At 70.0% G+C, this 18,828-nt stretch carries 15 protein-coding genes; 14 read left to right on the top strand and 1 reads right to left on the bottom strand.

The features are described 5' to 3' along the window. Positions 1-79 precede the first annotated feature (79 nt). The 9 genes from KHC23_RS03690 to KHC23_RS03650 all read left to right on the top strand — a co-directional run bounded on the left by KHC23_RS03690 (position 80) and on the right by KHC23_RS03650 (position 10,548). Positions 80-1,201, top strand: coding sequence for an ABC transporter substrate-binding protein (locus KHC23_RS03690; RefSeq protein ID WP_213369633.1), 1,122 nt, complete (start codon positions 80-82; stop codon positions 1,199-1,201). Between the two features lie 158 nt (positions 1,202-1,359). Continuing rightward, positions 1,360-3,384: an ABC transporter permease gene (locus tag KHC23_RS03685; protein ID WP_213369631.1), complete on the top strand. Its 2,025-nt coding sequence runs from the start codon at positions 1,360-1,362 to the stop codon at positions 3,382-3,384. Then, positions 3,381-4,163 carry an ABC transporter ATP-binding protein gene (locus tag KHC23_RS03680; protein ID WP_213369629.1) on the top strand — a complete coding sequence of 261 codons (783 nt, stop codon included), beginning with the start codon at positions 3,381-3,383 and terminating at the stop codon, positions 4,161-4,163. The genes KHC23_RS03685 and KHC23_RS03680 overlap by 4 nt, the downstream gene beginning before the upstream one ends. Positions 4,164-4,246: 83 nt before the next feature. Next, entirely contained in the window at positions 4,247-4,954 is a 708-nt protein-coding gene (locus KHC23_RS03675; RefSeq protein WP_213369776.1) for an ABC transporter ATP-binding protein, read from the top strand. Positions 4,955-4,980: 26 nt separating this feature from the next. After that, positions 4,981-5,901 (top strand): arginase family protein, encoded by a 921-nt coding sequence (locus tag KHC23_RS03670; RefSeq protein WP_213369628.1) that lies wholly within the window; start codon positions 4,981-4,983, stop codon positions 5,899-5,901. 12 nt (positions 5,902-5,913) lie between these two features. Then, positions 5,914-7,071, top strand: coding sequence for an aromatic ring-hydroxylating oxygenase subunit alpha (locus KHC23_RS03665; RefSeq protein ID WP_213369627.1), 1,158 nt, complete (start codon positions 5,914-5,916; stop codon positions 7,069-7,071). Further along, on the top strand, positions 7,068-8,066 hold the full coding sequence (locus KHC23_RS03660; RefSeq protein WP_213369626.1) for an NAD(P)-dependent oxidoreductase: 999 nt from the start codon (positions 7,068-7,070) through the stop codon (positions 8,064-8,066). Before KHC23_RS03665 ends, KHC23_RS03660 begins: the two co-directional genes overlap by 4 nt. A 62-nt stretch (positions 8,067-8,128) precedes the next feature. Beyond that, entirely contained in the window at positions 8,129-8,947 is an 819-nt protein-coding gene (locus KHC23_RS03655) for an amidohydrolase family protein (protein ID WP_246544116.1), read from the top strand. Then, positions 8,944-10,548, top strand: coding sequence for a gamma-glutamyltransferase family protein (locus KHC23_RS03650; RefSeq protein ID WP_213369624.1), 1,605 nt, complete (start codon positions 8,944-8,946; stop codon positions 10,546-10,548). The genes KHC23_RS03655 and KHC23_RS03650 overlap by 4 nt, the downstream gene beginning before the upstream one ends. A 68-nt stretch (positions 10,549-10,616) precedes the next feature. Here the strand turns inward: KHC23_RS03650 and KHC23_RS03645 are convergent, their stop codons facing one another. Further along, positions 10,617-11,510, bottom strand: coding sequence for an AraC family transcriptional regulator (locus KHC23_RS03645; protein ID WP_213369623.1), 894 nt, complete (start codon positions 11,508-11,510; stop codon positions 10,617-10,619). 246 nt (positions 11,511-11,756) lie between these two features. Here KHC23_RS03645 and KHC23_RS03640 point away from each other — a divergent pair, with 246 nt between their 5' ends. The 5 genes from KHC23_RS03640 (at position 11,757) to KHC23_RS03620 (ending at position 18,815) form a co-directional block, all read left to right on the top strand. Beyond that, a complete protein-coding gene (locus tag KHC23_RS03640) occupies positions 11,757-13,886 on the top strand; it encodes a TonB-dependent siderophore receptor (protein ID WP_213369622.1) in 2,130 nt (709 codons plus the stop codon). 95 nt (positions 13,887-13,981) lie between these two features. Further along, on the top strand, positions 13,982-14,827 hold the full coding sequence (locus KHC23_RS03635) for an ABC transporter ATP-binding protein (protein ID WP_271188642.1): 846 nt from the start codon (positions 13,982-13,984) through the stop codon (positions 14,825-14,827). A gap of 11 nt (positions 14,828-14,838) precedes the next feature. Further along, positions 14,839-15,759, top strand: a complete 921-nt coding sequence (locus KHC23_RS03630) for an iron-siderophore ABC transporter substrate-binding protein (RefSeq protein ID WP_271188641.1) — start codon at positions 14,839-14,841, stop codon at positions 15,757-15,759. Continuing rightward, complete coding sequence (fhuB, locus tag KHC23_RS03625) at positions 15,752-17,743, top strand: Fe(3+)-hydroxamate ABC transporter permease FhuB (protein WP_213369619.1); 1,992 nt, start codon at positions 15,752-15,754, stop codon at positions 17,741-17,743. Before KHC23_RS03630 ends, fhuB begins: the two co-directional genes overlap by 8 nt. Then, a complete protein-coding gene (locus tag KHC23_RS03620) occupies positions 17,736-18,815 on the top strand; it encodes a siderophore-interacting protein (protein WP_213369618.1) in 1,080 nt (359 codons plus the stop codon). The genes fhuB and KHC23_RS03620 overlap by 8 nt, the downstream gene beginning before the upstream one ends. The last annotated feature ends 13 nt before the right edge of the window (positions 18,816-18,828 follow it).

Here is an 18,828-nt window from a genome sequence, read left to right as displayed (position 1 = left end):
CATACGACACGACAAGGCCAAAGGCCGCACCACAAGGCAGCGTGCTGAACGCACGATCTTCTTCCAGAGGAGACTTCGCATGACGATCCATCGCCTTGCCGCTGCCGTGCTCGGCATCGGCCTTCTCGCCGCCCCCACGCTGGTGCGGGCGGAGGAGATCACCATCGGCTTCACCGCCGCGCTTTCCGGCGATTTCGCCGCCTTCGGCCTCAACATGCGCAAGGGCCTCGACCTTGCGGTGGAGGAACTGAACAAGAAGGGCGGCACCACCTACACGATCGACGCGGTGGATGACCGCGGCGAGGCCCGCGAGGGCGTGCTGATCGCCCAGCGCTTCTGCTCCGACACGAATGTCGACGTGGTGATGGGCTATTCGTTCTCCTCCATCGCGCTGGCCGCCATTCCGGTGTTCAACGAGTGCAAGCTCCCCGTTCTGGCCTCCGCCGTCACCAGCCCGGCGCTGTCCGATGTCAGCCCCTATTTCCGCCGCAACGTGCTGACCGATGCGGTGCAGGGCGCCATGATGGGCGCCTATGCCGCCAAGACGCTGGGGCTGAAGCAGATCTATGTGCTGAACCAGCAGGACGATTACGGCATCGGCGTCGCCAAGGCGTTCTCCGACGCCGCCGCCAAGGACGGCGCCACCATTCTCGGCACCGAATCCTACCTGCTCGGCACCAAGGATTTCCGCACCCTCCTGACCAAGGTGCGCGCCGCCCGGCCGGACGCCATCTTCATCGGCGGCTTCTACACCGAAGCGGCGAAGATCGCCGAGCAGGCGAGAGCCCTCGGCATCAAGGCGCAGCTCCTGTCGACCGACGGCGCGCTCAATGTCGAACTGATGAAGCTCGGCCGCGGCGCGGTGGAAGGCATGATCGTCTACGGCATGTTCGACCCGGCGGTCGCCACCCCGGCGACGGAGGCGTTCCTGTCGGCCTACAAGGCCGCGCACAAGGAAGACCCGAGCGCCTGGGCAGCGCTGGGCTATGACGCCGGCATGGCGCTCGGCGCGGCGGTCGATCTCGCCGCCAAGGACGGCCCGGTCACCCGCGAGAGCCTCAATGCCGCCTTCGGCAGGCTCAAGGACGTGCCCGGCGTCACCGGCCCCACCACCTTCGACGCCTCGGGCGACCGCGCCGGCGCGCTGTATTTCCTTGAGGTCAAGGACGGCAAGTTCGGCCTCGCCCCCAAGCAGCCCTGAGCGGGCGACCGCGCGGCCCGGCGCAGGACGTCTCCCTCTCCCCGCCGGGGAGAGGGCTGGGGTGAGGGGCAAGCCCGGCTGCCGCCCTGCCCCCTCACCGACCCCGTTCGCGGCGCCCGTCCTCGCACGGGACGACCGGAAGCAAACGCAGGCAGGCGATGGACTATTTCGGACAGCTGCTGGCGAACGGACTGGTGCTCGGGGCGATCTACGCCCTCACCGCGGTGGCGTTCACCCTGGTCTATGGCGTGGTGCGGCTGGTGAATTTCGCCTTCGGCGAACTGTTCATGCTCGGTGCCTTCCTCACCGCCTCGCTGATGCTGCCCGAAGTCCGGCTCATCGGCGTCGCCGTGCCGATGCCCGGCTTCTCGCTCCCGGTCGCGGCGGCGGGGGCGATCGCGCTCACCGCCCTGCTCGGCGTGCTGGTCGACCGCATCGCCTACCGCCCGCTGCGCAACGCTCCGCGCCTCGCCCCGCTCATCACCTCGATCGCCGTCTCGGTGGTGCTGCAAAGCCTCGCCCAGACCATCTGGGGCGCGGAGGAACTGCGCTTTCCCGAATTCCACCTCGCCACCCTGCCGCCGGTGGTGCTGTTCGATTCGATCTATCTCTCGGTGATGGACCTGGTGGTGATGGCGACCGCGCTCGCCGCCATGCTCGGCCTCTCCGCGTTCATCGCCCGCTCCTCGCTCGGCCGGGCGATGCGGGCCAGCGCGGAAGACCAGATGGCGGCGACGCTGGTCGGCATCCCGGTCAACCGCGTGGTGGCCGCCGCCTTCGCCATCGGCTCGGGCTTCGCCGCATTGGCCGGGCTGCTCTATGCCCAGACCTATGGCTTCGCCCATTCCGGCATGGGCTTCCTGCCCGGGCTGAAGGCGCTCACCGCCGCCGTGCTGGGCGGCATCGGCTCGATTCCCGGCGCCGCGCTCGGCGGGCTCATCCTCGGCCTGGTCGAGGCGCTCGGCGCGGGCTACCTGCCCAACGGCACGGCGTGGAAGGACGCGATCAGCTTCGTGCTGCTGGTCGGGCTGCTCTATCTGCGGCCGCAGGGCCTGCTCGGCAAGCCGGAGCTGAATTCCGCCGGGCGCGGCAGCCTGCTCGGCGGCGCCTCCGACTTCGGCGCCGTGTGGCTGCGCGCGGCCTTTGCGACGTTCGACGGGTGGCTGGCGCGGGCGGCCGCCGGGGGCCCGCGCGCGGCGCTCGCCTTGCTGGCGTTCGCGCTTCTCCTCGGCGCGCTGGTGCCGTCCGACTACTGGCTGCGCATCCTCACCATGGTGGTGGTCTACGGCATGCTGGCGAGCGGGCTCAACGTCATCGTCGGCTTTGCCGGCCTGCTCGACCTCGGCTTCGTCGCCTTCTGGGCGGTCGGCTCCTACCTCACCTCGATCCTGTTCGTACTGCTGCTGAAGGACCAGTTCGGCGTCGCCCCGGCCGATATCTGGTGGCTGCTCTATCTCAATTTGCCGCTCGCCGGCCTCGTCGCCGCCGGCTTCGCGGTGATCCTCGGCACCCCCACATTGCGGCTGCGCGGCGACTATCTCGCCATCATGACGCTGGGCTTCGGCGAGATCGTGCGCGTGGTCGCCATCAACTGGATGGACCTGACCAACGGGCCGATGGGCATTCGCGGCATTCCGGCGCCGAACCTGTTCGGCATCGCGCTCGGTTCGCCCCGCGCCCAGTTCTTCTTCGCGCTGGCGCTGGCGGTGCTGGTCGTCTTCGCCATCGCCCGGCTGGTGCGCTCCTATGTCGGGCGCGCCTGGGTGGCGATCCGCGAGGATGAGGAGGCGGCGGAAGCGATGGGCGTGCCCACCGCCCGCTACAAGCTCTACGCCTATGCCGCCAGCGGCTTCGTCGGCGGCTTTGTCGGCGTGTTCTACGCCCATAGCCAGCAATATATCAGCCCGCTGAACTTCTCGCTGTTCGAGAACATCCTCCTGCTGATGCTGGTGGTGCTGGGCGGGCTCGGCACCTTTGTCGGGCCGTTCGTCGGCGCGCTGATCTGGATCGTGTTCCTGCAACTGGCGCTCGATCTGCCCTTCGTGCAGGCCTATCCGGAAACCCGCTTCGCCCTGCTCGGCGTCGTGCTCGTCGTGCTCATGGTGTTCCGCCCGCAGGGCCTCGCCGCCAGCGCCCGCGTCGCCCTCACCATGTCCGGCGCGCGCTCGAAGGAGGCCGCATGAGAGCACCCTCCCCAACGCCATTGTTGGAAGCGCGCGCCATCACGGTGCGCTTCGGCGGGCTGGAGGCGGTCGGCGGGCTCGACATGGCCATCGGCCGCAACGCCATCCACGGGCTGATCGGCCCCAACGGCGCCGGCAAGACCACGGTGCTGAACGTGCTCACCGGTTTCATCCGCCCCAGCGAAGGCGAACTCGTGTTCGACGGCGAGGCGATCGGCGGACTCGGCGTCAACCGCTTCGCCCGGCGCGGCCTCGCCCGCACCTTCCAGAACATCCGCCTGTTTGGCGCCATGACGGTGCTGGAGAGCGTGCTGGTCGGCGCCCATCAGCGCTTTTCCGCCAATGCGCTCTCCCTCGTCTTCGGCCGGCGCGCCGCGCGCGAGGCGGAGCGGGCGATGATCGTGCGCGCCTATGAGCTGCTCGACTTCGTCGGGCTGGGGGCGGAGGTGGCCGACCGGGTCGCCACCACCCTCTCCTATGGCCACCAGCGCCGGGTCGAGATCGCCCGCGCGCTGATTTCCGCGCCCAAGCTGCTGCTGCTCGACGAGCCGCTGGCCGGCATGAACGCGGTGGAGAAAAGCGAGATCGCCGATCTGGTGCGGCAGGTCCGCGCGCAGGGCATCGCCGTGCTGCTGATCGAGCACGACATGCAGATTGTGCGCCGGCTCTGCGACCATCTCACCGTGCTGGATTATGGCCGGCGCCTCGCCGACGGCCCGCCGGACGAGGTGCTGGCCGACCCGGCGGTGCAGGCCGCCTATCTCGGCCGGGCGAGGTGACCCCCATGAGCCCCAAGAGCCCCATCGCACCGATCGTCCACCCAACCGGCCTCATCGGTCACCCGGATAAGGCCGCGCCGCCGCTGCTCAAGGTTGAAAATCTGGCCGTCTCCTATGGCCGCATCCGCGCCGTCGACGGCATCGGCCTCCATGTGGAGCCGGGCCGCATCGTCTCGCTGGTCGGCTCCAACGGGGCCGGGAAAACCACCACGCTGATGGCGCTGTCCGGCCTGCTGCCGCTCACGGCGGGAAAGGTCGCCTTCGCCGGCGAGGACATCACCACGCTGGCGCCGGAGCTGCGGGTGGCGCGCGGCATCGCCCATGTGCCGGAGCGCCGCCGCGTCTTCGCCGGCATGAGCGTGCGCGAGAACCTGGTGCTCGGCGCCTATGCGCGCGGCGACGCCGTCGATGTCGCCAGCGATGTCGAGCGCATGGTGGCGCTGTTCCCCAGGCTCGGCGAGCGCATGGGGCAGATGGCCGGCACGCTGTCGGGCGGCGAGCAGCAGATGCTGGCGATCGCACGGGGGCTGATGTCGCGCCCGTCCCTCCTCATCATGGACGAGCCGACCATGGGCCTCGCCCCGCAGATGATCGACCTCATCCTCGATACGGTGCTTGAAATCCGCAGGCAGGGCATGACGGTGCTGCTGGTCGAGCAGAATGCGGTCGAGGCGATGCGCCTGTCCGACCATGTCTACATCATGCGCCTCGGCCGCATCGTCCACGAGGACAGCGGCGCGAATATCGACCCGGAGCGCGTGAAGTCTTTCTATCTTGGAGCCGATGCATGACGGACTACTTGGAATCTGCCCCGCGAATGCGGCTGGGAACCTTCCTCGGCGTGCCCCAGGCCACTTCGGCCAGCGCCGGGCAGATCGCCGTCATCGGCCTGCCTTTCGATTGCGGCACCCACGCCACCCGCATCGGTTCGCGCCAGGGACCGGCGGCGTTTCGGGCGATGTCGAGCGAGGTGCGCCCGTTCTACCCGCCGCTGGCCGATGTCGACCCGCGCGCCGGCGGAAGGGTGGTCGATCTCGGCGATGTCGACGTGGTCGCCTCCGATCTCGGCCCCTCGCTCGCCGCCATGGAGGCGGCCATCCACGAGGTGGTGAAGGCGGACGCGGTGCCGCTCTGCGTCGGCGGCGACGGCACGGTGACGCTGCCGGTTTTGCGCGCCTTGGCAAAGCGATATCCCGAGCTGGTGCTCATCCATATCGACGCCCACACCGACGCCTATCCCGGCGAGGACGTGAACACCGGCACCACCTTCACCCGCGCGGCGCAGGAAGGGTTGATCGACACCCGGCGCTCCTTCCACATCGGCGCGCGCGGCACCATGCTGGTGGCCGGCGCCTATGACCACACCCGCGCGCTCGGCTACCGGCTGATCCCCGGCGAGGAGGTGCGCAAGCGCGGGCCGGAGGCGATCGCCGCCGAGGTGCGCGAGGTGGTCGGCACGCGGCCGGTGCACCTGTCCTTCGACATGGATTATTTCGACCCCTCCGCCGCGCCGGGCGTCGCCACCCCGACCTGGGGCGGGCCGCCGGTGGCGGAAGTGTTCGACCTGCTGCACGGGCTCAAGGGGCTGGACCTCGTCGGCGTCGACATCAACACGCTCAGCCCGCCGCACGACGTGCAGGGCATGTCGGCCATGCTGGCCGGCCATGTCGCCGTCATCGCCCTTCATCTCATCCAGCTCGGCCAGGCGGAACACCGCCTCAATGCCGGGCATCGCTGAACGGAGGCCGTCATGAGTCTCGAAACGACGCTGGTTCCCGAACCCTATGTCTGGTCCGAGCCGCCGCTCGGCGACGCCAGGAGCGCGCCGACGCGCTTCTACACCGACCCGGAAGTGTTCAAGGCCGAGGTCGAGCACATCCACATGAAGAACTGGTTCTTCGCCGGGCGGCTGGAGGAGGTGCCGAACCCCGGCGACTTCAAGGCGCTGGACAGCGTCGGCGGCCCGGCGCTGCTGGTGCGCGGCGAGGATGGCGTGCTGCGCGCCTTCGCCAATGTCTGCCGGCACCGCGCGTCGATTCTGATGGAAGGCTGCGGCAACGCCAAAAACCTTACCTGCCCCTACCATGCCTGGAACTACCGGCTCGACGGCACGCTGGCCGGCGCGCCCGGCATGCGCGAGGTGCCCAAATTCGAGAAGCCGCCGCACGGCCTCATCCCCATCCGCATGGAGGTGTGGGAAGGCTCGGTGTTCCTCAACTATGACGACGACGCGCCCGGCCTGATGACCCATCTCGGCAACATGCCGGAGCTGATCGGCAGCCACCGGCTCGGCGACATGGTCAAGACCTGGCACATGGAGATCGAGACCCGCTGCAACTGGAAGCTGCTGCTCGAAAACGCCATGGAAACCTACCACACCGGCATCGTCCACGCCGCGACGGTGGGCGCCCAGCGCTCGGTCAGCTTCCCCACCCAGGGCAACTGGCACGTCATCCAGGTGCAGTCGAACCGCTCCATCGCCGTGCTCGGGCAGGAGCCGCCCTTCCCGCCGATCGAGGGCCTTTCCGAGCAGGCGCGCAAGGGCACGTTCTTCACCGTGATCGAGCCGACCGTGCAGTTCGTGTTCGCGCAGGACTGCGCCTGGTGGCTGGCGGTGCGGCCGGTTTCGGTCGACAGATCCGTGCTTTCGGTCGGTGGCTGCTTCCCCGAGGCCTGCACCGGGCTGCCCGATTTCGAGGAGCGCGCGGCGCCCTATTACAAGCGCTGGGAAGCGGTGGCGATGGAGGATGTCGACATCCTCCAGAAGCAGCAGATCGGCCTCTCCTCCAGCCTCGCCCGCCCCGGCCCGCTGTCTTGGCGGGACGACATGGTGCTGGCGATGAACCGCTGGGTGATGGCGCGGCTGCCGGCGGACATCGTCGCCGGCATGGCCGGGGGGAGCGAATGAAACCCATGCGTGTGCTGCTCACCCACAATCGTGACCTGCTCAAGCACTTCTACGGCTACAGGGCGGTCGACGCCCTGAAGGCGCTGCCGATCGAGCTGGTGATGAACGACAGTCATGAGCCCCTGTCGGGAGACACCCTCGTGAAGGCGGCGGAAGGCTGCGAGGTGGTCATTTCCGACCGCCTCGCAGCCGGCCCGCGCGAGGTGATGGAGCGGTTGGCGGATGTGAGGCTGTTCACCCGCTGCGCCGTCGACATGCGCAATATCGACGTCGACGCCGCCTCCGATGCCGGCATCCTGGTGTGCAACTGCTCCTCGGGCTATGCCGACGCGGTGGCCGAACACGCGCTCGCGCTGATGCTCGACCTCGCCCGCAACATCACAAGCGACGCCGAGCGCTACCACGCCGGCGATGACTCCCATGCCATGGTGTTCGGCCGGCAGATGGCCGGCGCCCATGTCGGGGTCATCGGCTATGGCTCGATCGGAAGGCGCATCGTCGAACTGGCGCTGGCCTTCAAGATGAAGGTCTCGGTCTATGATCCCTATGCGCGGATCGACCATGGCGCGGTCAATCCCGTGGGGCTGGACGCGGTGCTCTCCGAGCCGGACTTCGTCGTCTGCGCCGCCTATGCGACGCCGGAGACCGAGCGGATGATGAATGCGGACGCCTTCGCCAAGATGCGGCGCGACGCCTTCTTCATCAACATCTCGCGCGGCATTCTGGTGGATGAGGACGCGCTGGAGGCGGCTCTCACCTCGGGCACCATCGCCGGCGCCGGGCTCGATGTCGGCGACGGGCGCGACCAGCAGCCCTCGCTGCGCCTTGCCCGCCTGCCCAACGTCATCGCCACCCCGCATTCGGCGGCGCTGATGATTGAACCGTCGGAATTTCAGGCGATGGAGACGGTGGAGCAGGTCAAGGCGATGCTGGAGGGGCGGCTGCCGATCCATGCCCGGAATCCGCACCGCCTTCCCAACTGGCTGTCGCGATGAGCGCCCTCATTCCCGCGCGGCCCCCCGCCTTTCGCCCCCCGCCCGGGGCGTGCGACTGCCACATGCACATTTACGGCCCGGCGGAGACCTATCCGCCGGCGCCGGATTCGCCCTTTCCGCCCGTCGCCGGCGGCGACATCGCCGCCTATATGAAGGTGCGCGCGAGGCTCGGCCTCTCCCGCGCCGTGGTGGTGCAACCCTCGGTCTACGGCTTCGACAACCGGGCGACGCTCGACGCCATGTCGGTGCTGGGCGAGGAGGCGCGCGGCGTCGCCGTGGTACCGCCGGATGTCAGCGAGGACGAACTCGACCGCCTCACCGGCCTCGGCATACGCGGCATCCGCTTCTTCATGATCGGCGGCGGCGCGCTCGGCTGGGCCGACCTGGAGACACTGGCGGCGAAGACAGCCGCCTTCGGCTGGCATGTGCAGATGCAGATGGACGGACGCCTTCTGCATGATGAGGCGGAGCGCCTGTCGCGCCTGCCCGGCCGGCTGGTCATCGACCACAATGGCAAGTTCCTGGAGCCGGTCGGCCTCGATCATCCCGGCTTTGCCGCGCTGCGCCGCCTGCTCGATGGCGGGCGCACCTATGTCAAGACCTCCGGGGTCTACGAGACCTCGCGCACCGGCGCGCCCGACTACGCCGATGTCGCGGCGCTGGCCCGTGCGCTGATCGCCCACGCCCCCGAGCGGTGCCTGTTCGCCACCAACTGGCCGCACCCCTCCAGGCCCGGCAACCCGCCGGACGATGCCCGATTGGTCGATCTGTTCCGCGAGTGGTGCGGCAGCGATGCGCTCGCGGCAGGAATCATGACAGACAATGCGGCGGAGCTGTATGGCTTCACGCCCCTTGAGCCCGAGCAGGAACGCCTCCCGTGATCACGACCCAGCGCACCGATTTCTTCGGCCCGGCCCGTCCGACCCTGTTCGCCCGCGACGCCGCCATCGCCACCTCGCACCCGCTGGCCACGGCGGCGGGACTGGAGGTGCTGCAGGCCGGCGGCAACGCCATGGATGCGGCGCTGGCGGCGGTGGCGACGCAATGCGTGGTCGAGCCGGCGATGACCGGCATCGGCGGCGACTGCTTCGTGCTCTACGCCCCGGCGGGCCGGCCGACCGTGGCGCTCAACGGCAGCGGCCGCGCGCCGATGGCCGCCACCATCGAGGCGCTGAAGGCGGCCAGGCTGACCACCGAGATTCCCCGCACCAGCCCCCATGCGGTGACCGTGCCGGGCGCGATTTCCGCCTGGACGCGGCTGCACGCCGACTATGCGAGCCTGCCGCTGGACCGGCTGTTCGCCCGCGCCATCGACTATGCCGAGAACGGCTACCCCATCGCCCAGCGCGTCGCCTTCGACTGGGCCGACGACGCCCCGCTGCTGGCGCAGGACGAAAACGCCACCGCCTTCTTCCTGAAGGACGGCAAACCGCTCGTGGCCGGCGACCGCCACGCCCAGCCTTTGCTCGGCCAGCGCCTGCGCGACATCGCCGCCGGGGGCGCTGGCGCGTTCTATGAGGGCGAGACCGCGCAGTCTCTCGTTCGCTATCTCAACAGCCTGGGCGGGCTGCACACCGAGGACGACTTCGCGGCGATGAAGGACGGCGCCTTCTACACCACGCCGATCGCCTCGGATTATCGCGGCTACACGGTGGAGGAGTGCCCGCCCAACGGGCAGGGCCTCGCCGCGCTGATGATCCTCAACATCCTCCGGGAATTCGACCTCGGCGAGGGCCTGTCGGTCGCCGACCGGGTGCATCTGCACGCCGAGGCCGGCAAGCTCGCTTACTTCAACCGCGACGCGCTGCTCGCCGATCCCTCAGCGATGACGGTGCCGGTCGAAACCCTGCTCTCCGCCGAGACCGCCCGGCGCCTCGCGGCTCGCATCGACATGAGCCGCGCCCTGCCGCCGGCGCTGTGGGACGAGCCCGCGCACGAGGACACGGTCTATATCAGCGTGGTCGACCGCGACGGCAACATGGTGTCGTTCATCAACTCGCTGTTCCACGGCTATGGCTCGACCCGCATCGACCCGGCGACCGGCGTGCTGCTGCATTCGCGCGGCGCCTCGTTCCGGCTGATCGAGGGCCACCCCAACGCCATCGCGCCGGGCAAGCGGCCGATGCACACCATCATCCCCGGCCTGTTGCGCAAGGACGGCGCGGCGGTAGGCGTGTTCGGCGTGATGGGCGGGCAGTACCAGGCCTCCGGCCAGGCGGCGCTGCTGTCGGGCCTGCTGGACCGCGGGCTCGACCTGCAGGCGGCGGTGGACGCGCCGCGCGCCTTCGCCCATGACGGCGTGCTGGAGATCGAGGCCGGCTGGCCGGAAAGCCTGCCCGCCGAGCTGGAAGCGCGCGGCCACAAGGTGACTTTCGCCGTCGAGCCCTTCGGCGGGGCGCAGATCATCCTGCGCGATCCCGTCAGCGGCTTCCTGATGGCCGGCTCCGACCCGCGCAAGGATGGCTGCGCGCTGGGTTTCTGAAGCCGCGCCGGCGGCGCCACGGCGCCCGGCTTCACCACCGGGCGCGGCTCCGCCTTAGCCGCCCGGCTTCACCGGCGATGCGCACGCCGCCAGGCGGCCGGGGTCGAGCCGGTGAGGCGGCGGAAGGTGCGCGTCAGGTGCGCCTGGTCGGTGAAGCCGGCGGCGGAGGCGATCTCGGTCAGCGGCAGGTCGCGCCCGGCGAGCAGGTCCTGCACCTTCCGCAGCCGCGCCTTCATGTGCCACTGATGGGGCGGCACCCCGGTCGCCGCCTTGAAGGCGTGGCTGAAATAGGACTGCGACAGGCCGGCCAGTTCCGCCAGCTCGTGCAGCCGGATGTTGCGCGAGCAGTTGGCCTCGATGAAATCGGTCACCCGCTTCAACTGGCGGGCGGAAAGCATGGCGCCACGCGACGCCGCGCCCGCCGGCGCCTCCCGGCCGAGCTTCAGCAGGTCGATGAACAGGGCGAGGGTCAGGCTGTCGCCATAGAGATCGTGATGGCCGTCCGGCCCGACGCATTCATGGGCGATCATCTGCGCCAGCGTGAAGATCCGTGCGTCGAGAAAATCCAGCCGCGGCCTCGCCAGCCGCTCGCCGGCGAGGTCCTCGCCGAGCCGCTCGCTGAGGGTGGGGGCGTGGAAGTGAAGGTCGAGATGGCGCACCCGCACCGGCTCGTCGATGCGCGACCAGATCGGCATGTCGGCCGGCACGAAGCTCATGCGGTGCGGGGCGCGCTGCACGGCGCGGGTCGTCCCGTCGGCCGAGAGCTGGACGTCCGAGCGGGCGCCCTCGCGCTCCAGCACCACGAACAGCCGGGCGTCCCGCGAGACATAGTGGCCGCGCGCGCCGGCCGCGCAGGCGACATGCCAGACATCGGCGATGACGCCGTTCCAGCGCCGCCAGCGCAGCTCGTCCAGAAGGGTTATGCCCTCCACCGCCGAGGTCATGCGTGGTTGGAAAGTCATCCTGCTTGCCGCTCGCCAAGATCAACGCGGGGCTTCATAGATTTGAATTACTATGAAGTAGCAAACCGCCTTATTCTCGTGCCAAATTCATTCGATCAGACGCCAATAGAAAACACGATCGTCCAAAATACAAGAGGATGCGACAAGATCGGCCTAATGTTCATTGATATGAAGCGACGTTTCCCTCAGATCGAGGGGAACGCATCTTTATAATTCATCTCAACTGTTTACAAGACGGGTACCGCGATGCGCGAACGGCTGGGCCTCACGATGATGTCGCTGCTGATGGGCGGCACGGCGGCGTTTCACCCGGCGGCTGCCCGGGCGCAGGACGCCGCGGCGCCGATCGAGCTTGAGCAGATCGACATCCAGGGCCAGCGCACCGACGGCACGGACGGCTATGTCGCCCGCAGCAGCACCGCCGGCACCAAGACCGACACCCCGCTCATCGAGGTTCCGCAGTCGATTTCCGTCGTCACCCGCGACCAGATGGAGGCGCGCGCGGTGCAGAGCGTCGGGCAGGCGCTCGACTATACGGCGGGTGTGCTCTCGCAGCCCTTCGGCACCGATCCGCGCTTCGATTCGCCGATCATCCGCGGCTTCTCGGCCGACAACAGCATGTATCTCAACGGCCTGAAGCTGATGCGCGAGGCCGGCACCCCCGCCATCGACCCGTATGGCCTGGAACGCATCGACGTGGTGCGCGGCCCCGCCTCGGTGCTCTACGGCCAGGGCAACCCCGGCGGCCTGCTCGACTTCATCTCCAAGCGCCCGACCTTCACCACTTTCGGCGAGGTGCAGGCGGAAGCGGGCAGCTTCGACCGCTACACCGGCCGCTTCGACATTGGTGGCGTGCTGCCGGACAATGCCGACATCGCCTACCGTTTCACCGGCGTCGCCCGCGACGGCGGCACCCAGACCGACCATGTCGACGACAACCGCCTGTTCTTCGCCCCGGCGCTGACCTGGCAGCCCTCGACCGACACCTCGCTCACCGTGCTGGCCAACATCCAGTACGACCAGTCCGGCACCCCGGTGGGGCTGCCGGTGCAGTACACGGTGGACGCCGATGGCGGCCTGCGGCTGCCGCGCAGCCTGTTCCTCGGCGATCCCGACTACGACAATTCCAACCGCACCTTCGGCAGCGTCGGCTACGAATTCAAGCACCGCTTCAACGAGACCTGGGAGTTCCGCCAGAACGCGCGCTACGCGGTGCTCGACTGGGACTATAACAGCCTCTACTATAGCGCGCTGAGCACCACCGACCCGCTGGTCGCCGAGCGCGGCTCCTCGGACAATTCGGAGGACCAGCAGACCTTCAACCTCGACAGCCAGCTGCTCGGCAAATTCGACACCGGGGCGTTCAGCCACGAGGTGCTGATCGGCGTCGACTACCGCCGCTACAGCGAATCCAATTCCACCGCCTTCGGCACGGCGTCGCCGATCAACATCCTGTTCCCGATCTACAACCAGCCGGTCGGCGGCACGCCCTGGTACACGGCGGATGTCGACGGCACCATCGCCCAGACCGGCATCTATGCGCAGGACCAGATCCGGCTGCAGAACTGGCTGCTCACCGTCGGCCTGCGCCATGACTGGGCCAACACCGATTCGACCAGCCTGACCAATTTCGGCGACACCGAGCAGGACCAGGACGACAGCGCCTTCACCGGCCGCGTCGGCCTGACCTATCTGTTCGACAACGGCATCGCGCCCTATTTCAACTACTCCACCTCGTTCGAGCCGGTGATCGGCAACATGCCGACCCAGCTCGGCGGCGGCGCGTTCCAGCCGATGGAGGGCGAGCAGGTCGAGGTCGGCGTGAAGTACCAGCCGGTGGGCTGGAACGGCTTCTTCACCCTCGCCGCCTATGACCTCACCCAGTCCAACGTGCTGTCCTCGCAGCTCATCGACGGCGTCAGCTACGAGACCCAGCTCGGCGAAATCCGCGTCCGGGGCTTCGAGTTCACCGCCGTGGCGGGGCTGGCGGACGGGCTCAACCTGATCGCCAACTACACCTATATGAACGCCGAGATCACCGAAGGCGAATATGCCGGCAACCGCCCGGCCAACGTGCCGGAGAACATGGCCAATCTCTGGCTCGACTACACCATTCCCTCGGGCCAGCTGGCCGGCTTCGGCTTCGGCGGCGGCGTGCGCTTCGTCGGCGACCGCTACGCGCTCGACGACAACAGCATCTTCCTCTCCTCCAACACCCTGTTCGACGCCGCCATCCATTACGAGAAGGGCCCGTTCAAGGCCCAGCTCAACGTGAACAACATCGCCGACGAGACCTATGTCGCCGGTTGCGGCTTCTTCGGCTGCTTCTATGGCGATGGCCGCACCGTGATCGGAACCCTCTCCTACAAATGGTAGACGACGCCCACCCAGAGTGTTTTCGAGCGAAGTGGATACCGGTTCGCGGCAGGAAAACGCATGAACTCAACACGCCGGAGCCTTTCCCCGATTCCGTGAATCAGGGAAAGGCTCCGACGCCTTCCGGCGCGCTCTGGTCCCTGGGCGAGGCCGCCTTTGCGGTCGGCGAGCGGTCGATCCTCGGCCCGCTGACGCTCGACCTTCCGGCCGGCCGTGTCTATGGCCTGATCGGGCCGAACGGCTCCGGCAAGAGCACGCTGCTGAAGATGCTGGCGCGCCAGCTTTCCCCCAGCTCCGGCGAGGTCCGCTTCGAGGGTCGCCCGCTCGGCGCGTGGGCCGGACGCGCCTTCGCCCGCGAAGTCGCCTACATGCCGCAATTCACGCCGCCTTCCGATGGCATGAGCGTCCGCGAGTTGGTCCGCCTCGGCCGCTATCCCTGGCACGGCGCGCTGGGCCGCTTCACGGACGAGGACGAGGCGCGGGTGGAAGCGGCGATCCAGCGCACCGGGCTCGCCGCCTTCCGCGAGCGGGCGGTGGACAGCCTGTCCGGCGGCGAGCGCCAGCGCGCCTGGCTGGCGCTGATGCTCGCCCAGGGCGCGCGCTGCCTGCTGCTCGACGAGCCGACCTCGGCGCTCGACATCGCCCACCAGATGGAAGTGCTCGCCCTGTTGCGCACGCTTGGCGGCGACGCCGGCGGCGAAGACCGGCCGGGGCCGGAGGCCGAAGCCGCCGCCGCAATGACCGTCATCGTGATCCTGCACGACATCAACCTCGCCGCCCGCACCTGCGACACGCTGCTGGCCCTGCGCGCCGGCCGGATGGTCGCCCATGGGCCGTCGCACGAGATCATGCAGCCCGACAGGCTGCGCGAGATCTACGGACTCGCCATGGGCGTCATGGACCACCCGGTCAGCGGCAAGCCGATGAGCTACGTGCTGTGAGCGCCGGCGCCGTGAGCGGAAGGTCCGGCCCCAGTCGCCGCGCCCTGCTGGCGGCCGGGCTGGCGCTCGCGGCGGGGCGCGCACGGGCACAGGGCGCGCAGGCAGGCGCGGCGCTGCGGGTGGCGACCGTCGACTGGGCGCTGCTGGAGACCCTGCTCGGCATGGGCATCACCCCGGTGGCGGCGGCCGAGCTGGTGCTGTTCCGCGAGGTCGCGGTGGAGCCTCCGGTCCCCGCCTCGGTGATCGACATCGGCCTGCGCGGCGCGCCCAATTTCGAGGCGCTGAAGCTCGCCCGGCCGAACCTGATCTTCAGTTCGAACTACTATGCCGAGTTCGAGCCTAGGCTGCGCCTCATCGCGCCGGTCGAGACCATCTCCGTGTACCGGACCGGCGAGCCACCTTACCAGCGCGCCGAGAAGGCGGCGGAGCGGATCGGCGTGCTGACCGGGCGCGAGGACGCGGCCCGGGCGCTGATCGCCGGGGTGAGCGACGAACTCGACGCCTGCCGCGCCCGGCTCGCGCGCCGGGCCGGCCAGCCGCTCATGGTGCTCAACCTCGGCGACGCCCGCCATTTCCGCGTGTTCGGCCGCGACAGCCTGTTCGGCGAGGTGCTGGCGCGCCTCGGCTTCGCCAATGCGTGGCGCGAGGGCACGTCCTACGCCGCCTCCGCCCCGATCGGGCTGGAGGCGCTGGCGCGCTTTCCCGATGCCTTCCTCATCGTCCTGCGGCCGGTGCCGCCGGACGCGGCGCGGGTGCTGTCGACCAGCGCGCTGTGGAACGCCCTGCCCAACATCCGCGCCCGCCGCATCGCCGTGCTCGACAGCGTCGACCCGTTCGGCGGGCTGCCGACCGCCGCCCGCTTCGCCCGGCTGCTGACCGCGGCGCTGCTGAGGGACGGCGGCGCGGGACGACAGGGGGGCGATCTTGGCTGAGCTGGCGCTCGCACGCCCTGCCGGCCTGCGGCCGGTCCATCTCTGGCTCGCCCTCGGCGCGCTGGGCACCGGCCTGTTCGCGCTGGTATTGGCGCGGCAGATGGCGGCGAGCGGCGACGCGATGCCCCAGCCGCTGCGGGAACTGCTGCTCTGGCACAGCCTGCTGCCGCGCGCCGCGACCGCGCTGCTGGCGGGGGCGGCGCTGGGGCTTTCCGGCGCCCTGCTGCAGCGGGTGCTGCGCAACCCGATCGCCGATCCCTCGACGCTGGGCATCGCGGCCGGCGCGCAGCTCGCCCTCACCCTGTCGCTCGCTTTCGCGCCGGCGCTGCTCGCCTTCTCGCGCGAGGGCACCGCCTTCGCCGGCGGCGTTCTCGCGGTGGCGTTCGTCCTCGCGCTGAGCTGGCGGCGGGGCTTCGAGCCGGTCACCGTCGTCATTGCCGGCATGACCCTGTCGCTGATGGCCGGGGCGATGAGCGCGGCGCTGATCCTCGCGCGCGGCGACTATGTGTTCTCGCTGTTCATCTGGGGCGCCGGCTCGCTGCACCAGCAGAACTGGCAGCCGGCGCTGCTGATCGGCACGCGGCTGGCGCTCGGCGCCGGCGCCGCCTTCCTGCTGCTGCGCCCGCTCGAACTGATGACGCTGGACGATGCCGGCGCGCGCAGCCTTGGCGTCGCGGTGCAGGCGATGCGCCTCGCGATCATCGCGCTCGCGGTCTGGCTGGCGGCGAGCGTGGTCTCGCAGGTGGGCGTGATCGGCTTTGTCGGCCTCGCCGCCCCCGCCTTCGCCCGCCTCAGCGGCGCCCGGCGGCCGGCCGCCCTGCTGCTGCTGTCGCCGCTGGTCGGCGCCCTGCTGCTCTGGATCACCGACAGCGTGGTGCAGCTCACGGCCGGCGCCGGCGGCGGCCTCATCCCCACCGGCGCGGCGGTCGGCCTGCTCGGCGGGCCGCTGCTGCTGTGGCTGCTGCCGCGACTTCGAACCTCCGCGCCGGCCCTGCCGGAGGCCGCCGCGCCGCGACGCCGGCTGCGCCGGCCGGGACGCGCCTTCGCCGTGCTGGCGGGCGGGGTGGTGCTGATCGCGGTCTTCTCCCTACTGGCCGGGCGCGACCTCGGCGGCTGGACCATCGCCACCGGGCCGCTGCTGGACGAGCTTCTGGTGTTCCGGGCGCCCAGGGTCGTGGCCGCCGCCGCCGCGGGCGGGCTGCTCGGCGCCGCCGGAGCGATCATGCAGCGGCTCACCGGCAACCCGCTGGCCGGGCCGGAAGTGCTGGGGGTGAGCGCCGGCGCCGGTGTCGGGCTGGCCGCCGCGCTCATGCTGGTTCCCGATCCGGGAACCGGCCTTCTCCTCGCCGCCAGCGCCGGCGGGGCGCTCGGGGCGCTGCTGCTGGTGCTGCTGATGGCGGCGGTGAGCGGGTTCGGGGCGGAGAAGCTGCTGCTGTCCGGCATCGCGCTCGGCTGCATGGGGCTCGCCATCCTCTCCGCCGTGTTCGCTGCCGGCGGTCCCGGCAGCTTCCGGCTGCTGGCCTGGATGTCCGGCTCGACCAACAAGATCGGCGCCACCGAGGCATGGATTCTGGCGGCGTGCGCGCTGGTGCTCCTGCTCCCGATCGGCCTCACGCACCGCTGGCTGAACCTACTGCCGCTCGGCCCGGCGGTGAGCGGGGCGCTCGGCGTGCCGGTGGCCGCGAGCCAGCTGGTGCTCACTTTGCTGGCCGCGCTGATGACCGGCGTCGCCGCCTTCTTCGTCGGGCCGCTGAGCCTGGTCGGCCTGATCGCCCCCCACCTCGCCCGCCTGACCGGACTAACTCACGGGAATATATTCGTTTTCTCTTCGGCGCTGATCGGTGCCCTCGTGCTGCTGCTCGCCGATTGGCTCGCCCGCATGATCGCCTTTCCCTATCAGCTCCCGACCGGTCTGCTCGCGGCGCTGGTCGGCGGTCCCTACCTGATCTGGCTGCTGCAACGCGGAGGACGCCGGCATGGCTGATCACTTCACGGCCCGCGCCGTCATCGCCCATGCCGCCCCGGGGCAACTGCTTGCCCGTCTGTGCGACCGGTGCGACCGGCAGACGATCCGCGAGCGCACGGCGTCGACGGCGCACCTTGTGAACTGGTGCGGCGAGGTCGATCTCGCCGTGGAGCCGGCGGGCCATCTCGCCCTCCACGCACGCAGCGCGAGCGAGAACGGCCTGTCGGTGCTGAAGATGCAGTTGGCCGAGCACATTCACGCGGCAGCATCCCCCCGCGCACCCGCCTTCGCGTGGGAAGGCGATGGCGCCTGCAACCCGGCGCTCCCCTATTTCCGCGAGATGGAGGTGGTCTCGGCCCGCCCGCTCACGCCGCTGATGCGCCGGGTGGTGCTGGCCGGCGATGCCGCGCACTACGCTTCCGGCGGGCTGCATGTGCGGGTGCTCATTCCCCCCGCCGGCCGCGATCCGGTCTGGCCGCACGCCGCGCCGGACGGGCGCACCCTCTGGCCGACCGGCGCCGACGCCCTGACGCCCCGCGTCTATACGGTGCGCGAGGTCGACATCGCCCGCGGCGAGATTGTCATCGACGTGGTGCAGCATGCCGGTGCCGCCACGCCGGGGGCGGACTGGGCACGCCGCGCCCGGCCCGGCGACCGGGTGGGGTTGCTCGGGCCCGGCGGCGCCGGGCTGCCGCCCGCCCGCCGCTACCTGCTCGCCGGCGACGAGACGGCGCTGCCGGCCATCGCCCGCATGGTGGCGGCGCTGCCGGCCGAGGCGCAGGCGGTGGTCCGGCTGGAAGTGGCGGATGCGCGGGAGCAGCAGAAGCTGCCTTCCGCCGCCCGGCTCGATGTGCAATGGCTGCACCGCGACGGTGCCGGGCCCGGCACCGTCGATCTGCTGGAGCGGAGCGTGCGCGCGATCGACATCCCCTCCGGCGCGGACGACCTGCATGTCTGGGCCGGCTGCGAGCAGAAGACCGCGCGGGCGCTTCGCCGGCACCTGACCCGGGAGCGCGGCCTCGCCAAGTGCCGGTGCGCCATCGCCGCCTATTGGCGGCTTGGCCATCCGGGTATCGATCTGGCCGAATGAGGCCGTTATAAGC

The organism is Ancylobacter dichloromethanicus, assembly GCF_018390645.1.
In the GTDB taxonomy this organism is placed as follows: Bacteria; Pseudomonadota; Alphaproteobacteria; order Rhizobiales; family Xanthobacteraceae; genus Ancylobacter; species Ancylobacter dichloromethanicus.
This window is presented reverse-complemented; position numbering and strand designations above follow the sequence as displayed.